Origin of the sequence: Rubritepida flocculans DSM 14296 (genome assembly GCF_000425365.1) — a bacterium.
GTDB lineage: Bacteria > Pseudomonadota > Alphaproteobacteria > Acetobacterales > Acetobacteraceae > Roseococcus > Roseococcus flocculans.
The window spans coordinates 1-13,591 of sequence record NZ_KE384355.1 but is presented as its reverse complement, the minus strand read 5'-3'; the positions used below and the strand labels follow the sequence as shown (position 1 = coordinate 13,591).

The window sequence follows — 13,591 nt, the reverse complement described above, 5'->3', positions numbered from 1 at the left end:
GCTGCGGTTTGCGGCCGCCCCGGGCATCGCTACACTGTTTCTCGGGCAATCGCTTGGAAAACCGAGAGAATCCGCCATCGCGGCTAGAAAAATTCCAGCTGCGATGGCGGAGTCTCTGGGGGTTTTCGCCGTTTTCCCGCGAAGACCTGGATCCGTGCGAATTGCGCATCCGTCACCGTCAGGAACCGCACCTCCCCCTCGGCCGGCACGCGCAGCCCCATCCGGCGGATATGCGCCGTGGCGCTGTCCAGGCTCGCGCAATGCCGGAAATAGACACTGAACTGCATCATTGTGAAGCCGTCCGCCAGCAGATCCTTCCGGAAGCGCGCATAGGCGCGACGCTGCGCCGTCGTCTCCACCGGCAGGTCGAACATCGCAAACACCCACACGGTGCGCCATGCGATCGGGTCAAGCAGCGGGGGGCGAGGCTTCCTCACCCGGCTCCTCCTCCGCCTTGGGCAGGCCGGTCGGGTCAACGGGCAGGCGCAGCAGCATGCGCCGCTCGGCGAAGCTCGCCGCCAGCGACGCCGCTGCGCGGTGCAACGCGAGCCCGAGCGGCATGGACTGCCCGTCCATGCCGACCGCCAGATTCAGCCCGCCGAGCAGATGCGCCTTGCACGCACGGTCGAGCTCGCCCTCGGCCAGACCGGCCCGCACCAGCTCCCACACCACGCCGTCGACGAAGGGCCGGAACGGCTCCATCAGGTCGGAGGCGAGGGCGAAGGCATCGCCCCGGTTGGCGTGGAACAGCCCCACCCCGGCAAGCAGCCCCGCGCCCACTACTGCGCGCGCCGTTGCCGCGCGCAGCACCGCGTAGCCGTAGTTCAGGAGCGGGTTGGGCGCCGCGCCTGACCGGTCACGGCGGAACTCCGGGCCGAGCAGCCGCGGCCAGTAGCGCTGCGCGCCCTGCGCCTCGAGGTTCTCCGGGTCGCCGGAGCGTACCCGCGCGGCCATCGCCGCGAGCCCCGCATCCTGACCCGTGACGCGGCGCAGAAGGTCGGCTTGGCGGCGCAGCTTGCAGGCGATGATGGCCTGCCAGAGCCGCTTCGCCAGCGGCCTGGGGCAGGCAAGCTGCGCGCGCAGCCGCTCGCCAGCGAGCACGTTGGCCGTATAGGGCAGGATGACTCCCGCCGGCATGTGATCCGCGCCGCAGAGGATGGTGGCGACCTTCGCCTCGGCCAGCGCCGCCAGCAGCGCGTGAGTGTAGGTGACCTGCGGATTGTCCACCACCAGCAGAGCGAGATCCTGAACCGGCACGGTCGGCGCGCTGCCGTCCTCGCGCGCGATGACGAGCTGTCGATGGCGAAGGCTCAGCCGAGCCGTAGAGGAAATCTCGACCGTGCGGGTCATCGCGCCGGTCTCCATCGCCCGATTGGATCAACGGAGACCTTTTGCCAACCGTCCTTGACGAAGCTCGGACCCAGCGACACTTCGGGTCTTGGTTCATTCGCGGAATACAGGGGCTTGTAGAAGATCCGGCCTGCGGCATTCACCTTGCGCACGAGAACGAATTCCCTGATCCCGTTCTCCTCGCGAGAAAGAACGTCGCGCGGCCGCAATGCCATCACCAGCCGTCCTCCCTGCGGGTGTTCCAGCAGCACCGTCGGCTCGCCGCGCTGCACGCGCATCAGCGCCTCGCGCTTCGTCGCGACCAGGAAGCGCACCGTCTCACCGTCCCGGTAGATCGCGATATGGTCGTTCGACCCGGGGCCGAGTTCGGCATGGATGTTCTTCTCCGCATGCACACGCATGATGCCCTCTTTGCGTCGGATGTGCAGACGGACCCTTCGGATGACCGGCCCGCGTTCCGCCGCGACGCCCCGCTCCGCCCACCTCTTGCGCGCTTCCTCCGTCAATTTCAGGCGGATCTCCTGCGCCAGCAGTGCCCTCAGTCGCCGTGCCGCTGCCTGGTCCGGAACGGTGCCGCGTTCCCGCCGCTCCAGCGTGAGCCCGCTCGCCGACAGATGATCGAGGATCGCCTGCCGCACGCCACCATCGGCGATCCAAGCGTCGCGCCCGTACTGCGGCGTGCTCAGGATCTCCGAAGCGCTGAGCTCGGCGACCGGCTTGCGCTTGACGTAGATCGCCGAGCCGCTCGCCTCGCGCAGCCCAGTATCGCCGAGCCGCGTGTCTTCGTGTAGCGGCCCCGAGAGCTTGGCCTGCACGCGGTGGCTGACCAGGATCGCCTCCACCGCTGCCTTGACCTCGTAGCGGAAGCCGGGCCAAGGCAGCCGGAAGCCAGGCGGGCGAAGGCCGCTCTCGCGTGCCTGCCACCAGCGCGACAGCTCGGCCACCGTGCGCGGCGTCGTCAGTGCTACCGCCAGCGCATCGACCGCGTGGTGGCGCAGATCGTCGCGTACCTTCGGCCCGTCCTCGCTCGCGCCGCCAATCAGACGGCCGAGCCCGATGCCCCAGGCACGGCGCAACAACGCCGTCGCCCGCCCCGGCACGGGCTGCACTGCATCGATGCCGTTCTGCCCGCCGCCAAACAGCAGGCCGAGATAGGGGCGCGCGGCGCGGGCGATGAAGGCCGTGTCCACGAGCTGGCGGTTGGTGAAACCGACCTCGTCGGCCAGAGGATCTTCCAGCGACGGCTTCAGGCAGCGCCGCCGCTTCGCCGCTGGCCAGCCTGCCTGCTCCATGCTGGGCCAGACAATCGACGTGAGATGGTTCCAACGGTCGCCATCGGGCGAGAGCCACTCGAACGGCGCACGCCGTCCCTTCGCCGCATTCTCGCCCGCCAAGCAGAGCACCTTGTTCGCCTGCGAGTCGTCGAAACTGCGGCTGACAGGGAAGATGTGGTCGATCTGCGTCGCCGAGGCGTCGAGCGCGCCGGCGCAGCCGATCTGTTCGCCCGAGTAGGGACAACGGCCACCCTGCTCCCGCCAGAGCAACCAGCGCAGCACGTTCTCCTCTCCCTCCGGCCCATCGGCCGGCTTGCCGAGCCTCGCCACCTCCTCGCGTGCGGCCCTGCGCGCCCGCTCGCGGTCGCGCTGACGCTTGTCGGTGGCGCGCCGTTCCTCGACCGATTGCTTGAGGTCGCGGGCGAACTCCAACCGAATCACGTCGGGCCGCCCGTGGGCGCGCAGCAGCGTGTTCACGACCTTGCGCAGCTCGCCCAACGTGCGCAGCACGGTCGGGTTTCGGATGCCGGCGAGCAGCGCGGCCATCCGCTCGCGCACCCAGGCGTCCTCGATCCGCGCGAGCTCGGCCCGGTTCGGCACCGGCAGGCGCTGCAGCGGCGGGCCGCTTTCGCGGCGCGCGCCGTACTCCCGTTCCAGCGCGGTCATGTAAGACAGGCCCGCTTCGAGGTGCGGCAGCAGCCGCCGCATCGCCTTCAGGCTGTGGCGCGCCGCGCCGTCGGGCAGGTCGATGCGCGCCAGCGCCTCAGCTGCCTCGGCGGGAAGCCCCCACTCGCCTCGCGCGCGCGCGGCGAGCGTCGCGCGTTCCTTGGCGATGTCCAGGTGATCGCGGATGGCGAAGATCGCTCCGCCCTTGAGGGGCCGGTACTCGATGCGGTGCCAGGCGCGGCCGATCTCGGCGCGAATCGTTTTGCGCGTCTGCTCGGGCAGCGCGTCCCATGCCGCACCCAGCGCGGCCCGTAGCGCGGCTTCCGTGGCGTTGCCGCGCAGTGTCGACTTCTCGCTGCGCTCGTGCGTGAAGCGGTCGCTCCGCCCGATCCCGATCGCGGCGCGCAAGCCGGCCCAGGTGGGACGGCGCACGCTCTCCAGATAGGCGATGGCGCTGGCGCGCTCGGCCGGATCAAGCGGGCGCTGGTTACCGCGTTCCAGCCTCAGCGCGTTGACGAGCTGCAGCATCTCGAATCGCTGCGTAAGCCATTCGGCCTTCAGCGCGCGCGGCTCGCCCGGTTCGAGGTCGTCCTCGCCGATCGTGCGGGCGCGGAAGAACGTCGGCTGCTGCGCCAGCGCCGCCGTCTCGATCCGCGATTTCAGCTCCGGGGTGAGGAGGTCGGGGTGGTGCTTCGCCTGTTCGGCCCACAGCGCCTCGAACTCCTCGCGCACCATCGGCCGGGTCTGGCCGACGCCGCGCCGTCGCGGGATTTCCCAGGCTGGCGGCGCCGTCCCAGCAGGCTTGAGGTGATCGTCGGATTGTAGGTAGGCGGAGAGCGTCCTCCCGGCGAGCCGCGCCGCCAGCGCGGCGCCGCGCGCCTGCGCCTCGGCGTCCTCCTGCGCCCTCCGGTCGGCGGGGTCTGACGGCGACGCGTCGCTACCGCGGCGGTGCCCGCGTGCGGCCTGTTCGGCTCCGGGCGAAACGTCTGCCTCCGCTGGGCCGACCTTGCGGCTTCCCTGGAAGCCGCGGCGCTTGAGTAGGTGGAAGATCGCCCAGCCGGCCTCCTCGGCGGCAAGCCCGTCTTTGAGGCCGCGAGCGCGCAGCGCATAGGGATCCTGTCCCGGCGGTGGCGCGGCGTCGGCGCCGGGAAGCAGCCCCGCCTCGGCGAGAACCGCGCGCAGATGCACCCGCCGCCACCGCCGCCGTCGAATCTGCCGCCGCATCAGACGCTTCTGCCGGCGCGCGGCGTTGAGCGGATCGCCGGGGCCTTGTGTGTCGATCTCGCGGGCTTCGGGAAACATTCGAACACCGAGGCGGAGGATCTCGCCCGCGCCTTCCGCCGTCGCCCACCCGTCCCAGCGGATCACCGCGAAGCCGACAGATGTGACCCCGAGATCGAAGCCCCAGACGATTTGCATCAACGGTCCCCCTTGGAAGGCCGCTTCGAAGGGTGTAATGAAGCCATCGTGTAGCGATGCTTGGTGTGGCCTATGGCTGGTCTGATTGGCCGGTCGCTTGCCGCAGGCAAAACAAGTCGTCCACACAGGTGCGGGCTGGGCATCCCGCGGATGAAGCGCCCCCTGACCCTCGCGCTGCGCGCGGGGGTCTTGCACTTTGGCGACCATTGCACCGAATAGCAGGCGTCCTCCCCCTTGTTGGCCCGCCATCGCATCGGTCGAGAATGCGGGCGGATCCTGCCGGATGCACCAGTCAACAGCCTATCGGCCCTCGCGTGCCTTTCACCCTCGAAGGTTTCCTGGGTCCTATAAGGGCATTTGCGCTCGACAATCTGCCGAAGCGCGGCGGCGATCGCGCCACCCTGGTCTGCTGGGGAAACGGCAGGCGACATGAAAGCGAGCAGCTCCGGCGGCACCCCGACCCGGAATGGGTGAGGCCAAGTGCCGGACATGGTGCCGAGAGCTGTCATTGTTGTCATCTCACGAGGCGTGGTCGGGGACACCGGCCGGCGGGCCATAGGCCGATGCAGCAGCCCGCTGGGCGGACCAGTCATCGGCCAAGCCCGACAGGAGGCCGACCAGGGAGATCCCCACCGGGGTCCGCCCGCCCAGGATGTCTTCGACAATATCCGGGGCAAGCATGGTCAGCTGAAGGAGGCGTCCGAGATATCCGCGGTCGATCTTCTCGCCCGCCGCCATTTCGCTGATCGATGTGTAGCGCGCCTCGTCCAGGAGCCGCTGGTATCGGAACGCCCGTGCCAGCGCCTTCACCAGCACCGGGTCGGCGCGTGTCGGGATGGCGGAGTCGGCGCCGGCGGCGGGCAGCGGCGTGACCACCGTCTTCCTGCCTGGCCGCCGCCGGATCTTCAGCGGCACCCGCACCGTGATGCTGGTCGCGGCAATCATGTGGCAGCGCTCCGCGCCGCGGGCGCCATCGCCCCGAGGTCCCGCACCAGCCCGGTCAGCCCCTCGGCCCGCATCCGGATGTCGGCGCCCTCCGGCCCGACGATGACTCGCTCCACGAGCGCCCGCACGATCCGCGCCTGCTCCGCCGGGAACAGCTCATCCCACAGCGGATCGAGCCGGTGCAGCGCGTCCCGCGCCTCGCCCTCGGTGAGGTCCGGCGCCTCCTTCCGCGCCGCGAGCCAGGTGCCGACCACGACCTCCGGCTGCCGCAGCAGCGCCCGGACCTGGTCTACCACCGCCGCCTCGATCTCCGCCGCCGACACGCGGCGGACGATGTCGCGGATGTCCGTGGCCGCGTGCCGCAGCACCGTCTGCGAGACATAGTAGCGGTACTGCTTCCCCCGCTTCACGCAGTGGGTCGGCGAGAGCGGCCGGCCGTCGATCCCGAACAGCAGGCCCTTCAGCAGCGCGGGCGCATGCTGCCGGTTCTGCGCGGCGCGGGCGCGCGGGCTGACCTGCAGGATGGCGTGCGCCCGGTCCCACAGCTCCCGCGGCACGATCGCCTGGTGCTCGCCGCGGTAGATGTTGCCCTTGTGCGTGACCTCCCCGATGTAGGTCCGCAGGTTCAGCGTCTTGTAGACGTCGCCCTTGTCCAGCAGCTTGCCGGACTTGCTGGTGATGCCCTCGGCCTGCAGGCGGCGGACCGTCTCCACCCCGGAGCCGGTCTCGACGAAGAGCTCGAACACCCGCCGTACCCGCGCGGCCTCGGGCTCGTTCACGACCAGCTTGCGGTTGGCGACGTCGTAGCCGAGCGGCACCTTGCCACCCATCCACATGCCCCGCGCCTTCGACGCCGCGACCTTGTCGCGGATCCGCTCGCCGATCACCTCGCGCTCGAACTGGGCGAAGCTGAGCAGGATGTTGAGCGTCAGCCGGCCCATGCTGGTCGTGGTGTTGAAGGACTGCGTGACCGAGACGAAGGTGACGCCGTGCGCTTCGAACACCTCCACCAGCTTGGCGAAGTCCATCAGCGACCGACTGAGCCGGTCGATCTTGTAGACGACGATGACGTCGATCAGCCCGGCCTCGATGTCGGCGAGCAGGCGCTTCAGCGCCGGGCGTTCCAGCGTGCCGCCGGAGAAGCCCCCATCGTCGTAGCGGTCGCGGACCGGGACCCAACCCTCGGCGCGCTGGCTGGCGATGTAGGCCTCGCAGGCCTCGCGCTGCGCGTCGAGCGTGTTGAACTCCTTGTCCAGCCCCTCGTCGGTGCTCTTGCGGGTGTAGACCGCGCAGCGGAGCTTCTTCACCGAGGCGGGCATCACCTCCGCGGCCGGCTTCCGGCCCCTCATGCGCTGCCTCCCGGCTGGCGCAGCCCGAAGAAGACCCAGCCGTTCCAGCGGGTGCCGGTGATGTGCCGGGCGATGGCGGAAAGCGACCGGTAGGGCCGCCCCTCGTACTCGAAGTCGTCGGCGCGCACGGTGACCACGTGCTGCACGCCGTCGTACTCGCGCACCAGCCGCGTGCCGGGCAGCGGCCGGCTGTCGGCGCGGATCCGCCGCAGCACCACGTTGCCGCCGTCGAGCTGCTCGCCGAGCGCCTCGAGCCGCGCCCGCGTCTCCGGCTTCAGGCCGCCATAGGCCAGCTCCTGGATGCGGTAGGCGAGCCGGCTGACGAGGTAGGGCCGGTTGAAGGGCGGCGGCTCCCTGCCGAACAGGGCCCGCCACTGCGCCTTCAGCTCGGCCGCCGTTGCGGTCTGCAGCGCGGCCAGCCGCGGCAGCACCTGCGCCGGCGGGATGCGCGGGATGGTCGGCGCCGGGGGCGCCACGCCCTGCGGATTCGCCTTCGCGGTCGACCGTCGGGTCATGCGACTCCCTCTCTCCTGGGGTTCGCATGACGGCGCTGGCGGGCGGTGGAGTGTAGGCGAATGGCTCCCGCCCCTCGGGCCTCGGCGGCGTCCCGGGCGAGATCCTCGGCAGCGCGGCTCCGCAGCCGCAGCAGGCCGCGGGCGAGGAGGTCGCAGACCTCGCGGAGGTGGGGCGGGAGATGCTGATTGAGGGGCTGAACGGCGAGGCGGGTCACGCCCCGCTGCTGCCAGAGATGCGCCCCTCCGCGCAATGCACCGATTGCAGCGAGGCCGCGAGGCTAGGTCCCGACCTGGCGCCCCAGCCAGATCACCCGCCCGATCACCTGGATCTCCGCGGGCGAGAGATCGACGAAGGCCGGATAGAGGTCCTTGTTGTCGGAGATCACGCTGACCCGCCCGTTGGTCGGGTTCACCGCCACCCGCTTCGCCTGCAGCCCGCCATCGGTGCGGATCACGTAGATCCCGTCCTTCTGGCCCGGCCGCTGCTGCCCCATGTCGACCAGGACCGAATCGCCCTGGCGCAGCGTCGGCTCCATCGAATCGCCGTCCACCGTCAGCACCACCAGGTCGCCGAGGTTCCCCCGCGCGACGCGCTTGAGCCAGTCGACCCGGAACGCGATGCGCGTCGCCGGCGGCGTCTCCTCGGCCTCCGCGCCGGGGCCGGCCGAGACCATGGCGTCGTAGACCGGCAGCATGGCGAAGCGGTCGCCGCCGATCTGCACGATCTCCGGCATGGCGCGGCAGCGTCCCCCGCCCGCCGCCGCCGAGCCGGCCTCGAGATAGCCGAGGATCACCGGGATCTCGTGCGCGCGCAGCGGCCGCTTGCCCGCCAGGAGCCGGCTCACCGTGCTGGTGTCGACGCCCATCGCCGCGGCGAGGCCCTTCTGCGACTTGCCGGGTCGGGCGAGCCCCTCGCGGATCTGCGCGATGGTCAGCATGGCGATTCGGCGCGGCGCGCCGGTCCGCACGCGGGTCGGGCTGTCGGCATGGTCGGGCTCCCGCCTGGAGTCGCCCCGGAGCCTCCATGGGGGAAACCGTGGATACCGGGGATGGTGTTGCGTAATCCGCAACGGGATGGGCGTCAACAGGTTGCGGCGCAATTGATGCATTGTCGCCCGCGCCGAGGGCGCTCTACCTATCCCGCATGCCCTCGGTTGAACCCGCCGCCACCGTTCTCGCCCGCTTCGGCGGCGCCGGCCCGCTCGCCCAGCTCCTCCGCCTCGACCGCAGCGCCGTCCATCGCTGGGCGCTGCCGAAAGACCGCGGCGGCAGCGGCGGCCTGATCCCGGCGCGCCACCACCGGCGCCTGCTCGCCCTCGCCGCCGCGCACGGCATCGCGCTCAGCCCCGCCGATCTGATCGGCGCTCCCGCGGCCACCGGCGACCCGCCCCGCGCCGGGGCCGACGACGGATAGCCCCGCCCCGTCCTTCTCCTTCTCCCCGCCCGATCCGTCCCCGCCCTTTCCGGAGCATCGCCGCATGCTGTCCGCACGGTTGCCTGTGCCCGAGATCCAGCTCGCCGCCGCCGTCATCCACCGCGCGCTGGAGGATGCGTCCACCCCCGACGAGCGGCTGGCCCGGCCGCGGATGATCAGCACCGCCCAGGGGCCGCGCCGCACCTTCACGCCCGGGCTCAAGCCGCGCGAGCGCGAGGAGGCGGTGCGCTTCCTGCTGGACGGCGCGCCCGGCTGGCGCCAGGCGCGCGAGGCCTGGTGCGAACTCGCCGATCTCTGTCCGCTGCGGCTCAGGCGCAGCGCGCTGGCGCGGATCGCGCCGGAGGCGATCCCGCAGGATCTGCGGCGGGCGCTGCGCATCCCCGATCCGCAGGCGCCGGCGCGCGACGCCGCGGGCGCCGTGCCGATCCCCGTCCCGCACCAGCAGGAGGCAGCCTGACCATGGCGATGCTCGTCAATCGTCCGACGCTCGATTCGCTCCGCCACATGCCGGTGGGCGAGATGATCGCGCTGCCGGCCGAGCATCTCGCGCTGCTCCAGCAGGACGCCCGCGAGGCGCTGGAGGCCGCCAAGCGCCTGGCCGACTGGATCGAGGCCGCCATCGCGCTGCGCTACGAGCAGCGTGCGATCGCCGCCCGCGGCGCCGCCGGCAAGGACACCGGCACGGTGCGCTTCCAGGACGGTTCGGTCGAGGTCGTCGCCGAGCTGCCGAAGCGGGTGGAGTGGGACCAGGGGCGGCTCGCCGCACTCGCCGAGCAGATCCGCGCCGGCGGCGAGGACCCGACCGAATACGTCGAGGTCAGCTTCAAGGTGCCGGAGCGGGCCTACGCCGCCTGGCCCGAGCGCATCCGCCAGGCCTTCGAGCCGGCGCGCATCGTGCGCACCGGCAAGCCGAGCTATCGGCTCACCATCCTCTCGGAGACGGCTCGCCGCGACAGCCCGCATGCCGGCAACCTCGGGAGCATCGGCTGATGGCGCTGCGCATCGTCACCGCCGATGAGCGGCTCTCGGCCGGGGCGAACAAGACCACCATGGCCCTGTTCGGCCCGAGCGGCGTCGGCAAGACCAGCCTGCTCAAGACCCTGCCGGCCGAGGCCACGCTGTGCATCGACCTCGAGGCCGGGCTGAAGTCCGTCCAGGACTGGCGCGGCGACAGCATCCCCATCCGCTGCTTCGAGGACGCGATCGACCTCGCCTGCCTGATCGGCGGCGTGAACCCGGCCGCCGACCCGAACGGCTTCTTCTCGGCGGCGCACCACCAGCACCTGGTGGCCGCGCATCCCGACCTGGTCCGGCTGCTCGCCGGCAAGAGCATCGTCTTCCTCGACTCGATCACCGACCTGACGCGCCAGGCCATGGCCTGGGCCAAGACCCGGCCCGAGGCCTTCTCGGAAAAGACGGGCAAGCCCGACACCCGCGGCGCCTACGGCCTGATGGCGCGCGAGGTGATCGCCCTGCTCAAGCACCTGCAGCACGCGCCGGGCAGGACCGTGATCATGGTCGGCATCCTGGAGCGCGTCACCGACGAGTTCGGGCGGGTGTCCTGGCAGCCGCAGATGGAGGGCGGCAAGGCGGGGCGCGAGCTGCCCGGCATCGTCGACCAGGTGGTCTCGATGGCGCTGTTCTCGCGCGATGCGCAGGGCGCGCTGGTGCATGACCCGGAGCGCGGCACCGAACGCCGCCTGGTCTGCCGCACCGCCAACGCCTTCGGCCTGCCGGCCAAGGACCGCTCGGGTCGCCTCGACGAGACCGAGCCGCCCGACCTCGCCGCCCTCCTCCGCAAGATCAACCTCACGCCCAGGAGCTGAGCCCGCATGACCTTCGACATGAACGACGCCGAGCTGCCGCGCGGCACCGACCTCATCCCGGACGGCAGCTTCGTGAAGGTGCGCATGGAGATCCGCAGGGGCGGCATCGACGGCGCCGGCGAGGTGGATCGCGGACTGCTCAAGGCCGCCAGGACCCCCGGCAGCGACGTGCGCCTGCTGGACTGCGAGTTCACCGTGGTGGCGGGGCCGCACGCCCGGCGGAAGTTCTGGCAGAGCTTCACCGTCGCCGGCGGCAAGGTGGACGAGCAGGGCGTCTCCATCGGCTGGAAGATCTCCAAGGGGATGTTCCGGGCGATGATCGACAGCGCCTGCGGCCTCGATCCCAAGGACATGAGCGAGGCGGCCAAGGCCAGGCGCATCCTGCGCGGCCTCGCCGACCTCCACGGCATCACCTTCGCGGCCAAGCTCCGGATCGAGCCGGCGAGCGACTCCCGTTACGGCGACAGCAACCGGCTCGACCGCGTCGTGCTCCCGGGGGAGCCGGAATACGCGCGCATCATGGCGGGCGAGGCGCTGCCACCGGCCCCGAGCCAGCGCGCGCCGCGTCCGGCCTCCGCGCCCCCCGCGGCGGCGGCGCCCGCCTGGGCCAACGCGGGCGCGCCCCGGGCGCCGGTGGCGACCGCCCCGGCCTGGGCCACGCCTGCCGCCATGCCGCCCGCCCAGCCCGCGCCGCCGCCCGCGTCGCCGCCGCTCGCCAACGGTCCGGCCTGGCTGAACGGCTGATGGCGGCGTGGCGCGACGACGCTGGGGGGCGCGGCCGCGGGAGGGGCGTGCCCTGGCCGACAGGCCCGCGCCCCTGCCGGGCTGCACGCCGGCCGACCAGATCCGCCGGCTCACCTGCGCGCTCTGCGGCCGCGAGGCGAAAGGCTTCGGCTACGTCCATGGGCTTCGGCTCGGCGTCCACCCGAAGCTGTCCTTCTGCTCGATGCGCTGCTGCGACGCTGGCAGTGCGCTGGCACGGCGGAGGGGCGGCGTGATCGACAAGACGCCGATGGAGGAGCGCGCCATCAAGGAGGCGCGGCGCCCGCTCGCCGAGGTGCTGATCGAGCTGAACCTCATGGCGCCGTTCCACGACCGCAACGCGGCGGAGATCGACCGCATCATCGAGGCCTGCGTCGACGGCTTCCAGGCCTCGATGCGGCGCCAGGCCGCCGAGCGCGATCCGCTCGACGACCCTTTGCCGTTTTAGGAGGGCCGGTGCTGCTCGACCTGAACTCCGGCTCCGGTGCCGTCTACGGGCGAGGCGATGCGCCGCTGGACGACGCCGCGGTCATCACCGCCCGCATCAACGCGCATCTCGACGCGGCCCTGCTGGCGCGGCAGCGGCAGCAGCGGCCGCGCGACTATCTCGGCGGCAGCCGCGTCGGCGAGCCCTGCGCCCGCAAGCTGGTCTACGAGATCACCCACGCGCCGAAGGACCGCAACTTCGAGCCGGGCCTCCTGCGGGTGTTCGACGCCGGGCACCAGTTCGAGGCGCTGTCCATCCGCTGGCTGCGCCTCGCCGGCTTCGACCTGCGCGACCGCGGCGCCGATGGCGGGCAGTTCGGCTTCGCGGCGGCCGGCGGCCGGCTGCGCGGCCACGCCGACGGCGTGATCGTCGGCGGCCCCGCGGTCGGGCTGCGCTGGCCCGCGCTCTGGGAGCACAAGGCGCTCGGCCAGAAGTCCTGGACCGACCTGGTCAAGCGCGGGCTGCGCCTCTCCAAGCCGATCTACTTCGCGCAGGTGCAGCTCTACATGGCCTACCTCGATCTGGAGGTCGCGCTGCTCACCGCGCTGAACCGCGACACGCTGGCGCTGCACCACGAGGCGGTGCCCTTCGACGCCGCCGAGGCGCAGCGCCTCTCCGACCACGCTGTCGACATCCTGCGCGCGGCGGAGGCGGGCGAACTGCCGCCGCGCATGGCCCACGCACCCGACTTCCACCTCTGCCGCTCCTGTCCCTACGCCACCCGCTGCTGGGAGGCGGGGCCATGAGCATCACCCCGTCGCCGCAGCAGGCCGACGCGATCGCCGCGATCGTGGAGTGGTTTCGCCACCGCCTCGGCCAGCAGCAGGTCTTCCGGCTCTTCGGCTATGCCGGCACCGGCAAGAGCACCATCACCGCCGCCGCCATGGCGGCGCTCGGCCTCGATCCCATGGCGCGCGACGGCGACACCGCCGGGGGCGTGCTGTTCGCCGCCTTCACCGGCAAGGCCGCGCTGGTGATGACCCGCAAGGGCACGCCGGCCTCGACCATCCACTCCCTGATCTACCGCGTCTCGGAGGCGACGCCGGAGGAGATCGCCCGGGTCGAGACGGAGCTGGCCAATCTGCGGCGCACCCGCCCGCGCATGGGGCCGGCCGAGCGCGCCTTCGCCGAGACGCAGATCCGCCGCCTCGAGCTGCGGCTCGCTGACATCCACAAGCCCACCTTCCTGCTGAACGAGCAGTCGCTCGTCCGCGACGCCGCGCTGGTCGTGCTGGACGAGGTCTCCATGGTCGGGCGGGAGATGGCGGCCGACCTGCTGGCCTTCGGCAAGCCGATCCTGGTGCTGGGCGACCCCGGCCAGCTGCCGCCGATCAAGGACGCCGGCGCCTTCACCGACGCGCCGCCCGACGTAATGCTGACCGAGATCCACCGCCAGGCCGGCGAGAGCGCGATCATTCGCCTCGCCACCATGGCCCGGCAGGGGATCGAGATCCCGCCCGGGCCGCACGACGAGCACGTCTGGAAGCTGCCGCGGAGTGCGGTCAGCCCCGCGCAGATGCTGCGCGGCGGGCAGGTGATCTGCGGACGGAACGACACCCGGCT

The 13,591-nt window shown here is 71.8% G+C and carries 15 protein-coding genes; 8 read left to right on the top strand and 7 right to left on the bottom strand.

What is annotated here, in order from left to right; all coding sequences use genetic code 11:
- Positions 1-83: 83 nt before the first annotated feature.
- The 7 genes from cas2 to H596_RS23190 form a co-directional block, all read right to left on the bottom strand.
- Positions 84-389: a CRISPR-associated endonuclease Cas2 gene (cas2, locus tag H596_RS0119005; RefSeq protein WP_027286202.1), complete on the bottom strand. Its 306-nt coding sequence runs from the start codon at positions 387-389 to the stop codon at positions 84-86.
- 19 nt (positions 390-408) lie between these two features.
- Positions 409-1,350, bottom strand: coding sequence for a type II CRISPR-associated endonuclease Cas1 (cas1, locus tag H596_RS22565; RefSeq protein WP_169579899.1), 942 nt, complete (start codon positions 1,348-1,350; stop codon positions 409-411).
- Positions 1,347-4,709: a type II CRISPR RNA-guided endonuclease Cas9 gene (gene cas9 / locus H596_RS0118995; protein ID WP_027286201.1), complete on the bottom strand. Its 3,363-nt coding sequence runs from the start codon at positions 4,707-4,709 to the stop codon at positions 1,347-1,349. The genes cas1 and cas9 overlap by 4 nt, the downstream gene beginning before the upstream one ends.
- A 519-nt stretch (positions 4,710-5,228) precedes the next feature.
- On the bottom strand, positions 5,229-5,654 hold the full coding sequence (locus H596_RS22560; protein WP_051213452.1) for a hypothetical protein: 426 nt from the start codon (positions 5,652-5,654) through the stop codon (positions 5,229-5,231).
- Positions 5,651-7,003 carry a recombinase family protein gene (locus H596_RS0118985; protein WP_051213450.1) on the bottom strand — a complete coding sequence of 451 codons (1,353 nt, stop codon included), beginning with the start codon at positions 7,001-7,003 and terminating at the stop codon, positions 5,651-5,653. Before H596_RS0118985 ends, H596_RS22560 begins: the two co-directional genes overlap by 4 nt.
- Positions 7,000-7,518, bottom strand: a complete 519-nt coding sequence (locus tag H596_RS0118980; protein WP_084603039.1) for a DUF2924 domain-containing protein — start codon at positions 7,516-7,518, stop codon at positions 7,000-7,002. The genes H596_RS0118985 and H596_RS0118980 overlap by 4 nt, the downstream gene beginning before the upstream one ends.
- Before the next feature lie 278 nt (positions 7,519-7,796).
- Positions 7,797-8,486 carry a LexA family transcriptional regulator gene (locus H596_RS23190; protein WP_051213448.1) on the bottom strand — a complete coding sequence of 230 codons (690 nt, stop codon included), beginning with the start codon at positions 8,484-8,486 and terminating at the stop codon, positions 7,797-7,799.
- 176 nt (positions 8,487-8,662) lie between these two features.
- Between H596_RS23190 and H596_RS22550 the strand changes: the two genes are divergently transcribed.
- The 8 genes from H596_RS22550 to H596_RS0118930 all read left to right on the top strand — a co-directional run.
- Complete coding sequence (locus tag H596_RS22550; RefSeq protein WP_051213446.1) at positions 8,663-8,932, top strand: hypothetical protein; 270 nt, start codon at positions 8,663-8,665, stop codon at positions 8,930-8,932.
- Positions 8,933-8,996: 64 nt separating this feature from the next.
- Positions 8,997-9,410, top strand: coding sequence for a hypothetical protein (locus H596_RS0118960; protein ID WP_169579898.1), 414 nt, complete (start codon positions 8,997-8,999; stop codon positions 9,408-9,410).
- Between the two features lie 2 nt (positions 9,411-9,412).
- The gene (locus H596_RS0118955) at positions 9,413-9,943 is read left to right on the top strand and encodes a hypothetical protein (protein WP_027286197.1); all 531 of its coding nucleotides are present in this window, start codon (positions 9,413-9,415) and stop codon (positions 9,941-9,943) included.
- On the top strand, positions 9,943-10,779 hold the full coding sequence (locus tag H596_RS0118950) for an ATP-binding protein (protein ID WP_027286196.1): 837 nt from the start codon (positions 9,943-9,945) through the stop codon (positions 10,777-10,779). Before H596_RS0118955 ends, H596_RS0118950 begins: the two co-directional genes overlap by 1 nt.
- A 6-nt stretch (positions 10,780-10,785) precedes the next feature.
- Complete coding sequence (locus H596_RS0118945; protein WP_027286195.1) at positions 10,786-11,523, top strand: hypothetical protein; 738 nt, start codon at positions 10,786-10,788, stop codon at positions 11,521-11,523.
- 7 nt (positions 11,524-11,530) lie between these two features.
- Complete coding sequence (locus tag H596_RS24785) at positions 11,531-11,989, top strand: DUF6511 domain-containing protein (protein ID WP_245584084.1); 459 nt, start codon at positions 11,531-11,533, stop codon at positions 11,987-11,989.
- An 8-nt stretch (positions 11,990-11,997) separates the two neighbouring features.
- Positions 11,998-12,774 (top strand): isoleucyl-tRNA synthetase, encoded by a 777-nt coding sequence (locus H596_RS0118935; RefSeq protein WP_051213444.1) that lies wholly within the window; start codon positions 11,998-12,000, stop codon positions 12,772-12,774.
- On the top strand, positions 12,771-13,591 hold an 821-nt coding region (locus tag H596_RS0118930), incomplete at its 3' end, for an AAA family ATPase (protein WP_027286192.1). The genes H596_RS0118935 and H596_RS0118930, both read left to right, overlap by 4 nt.

Excerpts from the sequence above, each read along its gene's own strand:
- H596_RS0118980 (WP_084603039.1), bottom strand. The coding sequence starts at position 7,518 with ATGACCCGACGGTCGACCGCGAAGGCGAATCCGCAGGGCGTGGCGCCC.
- H596_RS0118945 (WP_027286195.1), top strand. The coding sequence starts at position 10,786 with ATGACCTTCGACATGAACGACGCCGAGCTGCCGCGCGGCACCGACCTC.
- H596_RS0118985 (WP_051213450.1), bottom strand. The coding sequence starts at position 7,003 with ATGAGGGGCCGGAAGCCGGCCGCGGAGGTGATGCCCGCCTCGGTGAAG.
- cas9 (WP_027286201.1), bottom strand. The coding sequence starts at position 4,709 with ATGCAAATCGTCTGGGGCTTCGATCTCGGGGTCACATCTGTCGGCTTC.
- H596_RS22550 (WP_051213446.1), top strand. The coding sequence starts at position 8,663 with ATGCCCTCGGTTGAACCCGCCGCCACCGTTCTCGCCCGCTTCGGCGGC.
- H596_RS0118960 (WP_169579898.1), top strand. The coding sequence starts at position 8,997 with ATGCTGTCCGCACGGTTGCCTGTGCCCGAGATCCAGCTCGCCGCCGCC.
- H596_RS0118950 (WP_027286196.1), top strand. The coding sequence starts at position 9,943 with ATGGCGCTGCGCATCGTCACCGCCGATGAGCGGCTCTCGGCCGGGGCG.
- H596_RS22560 (WP_051213452.1), bottom strand. The coding sequence starts at position 5,654 with ATGATTGCCGCGACCAGCATCACGGTGCGGGTGCCGCTGAAGATCCGG.
- cas1 (WP_169579899.1), bottom strand. The coding sequence starts at position 1,350 with ATGACCCGCACGGTCGAGATTTCCTCTACGGCTCGGCTGAGCCTTCGC.
- H596_RS0118955 (WP_027286197.1), top strand. The coding sequence starts at position 9,413 with ATGGCGATGCTCGTCAATCGTCCGACGCTCGATTCGCTCCGCCACATG.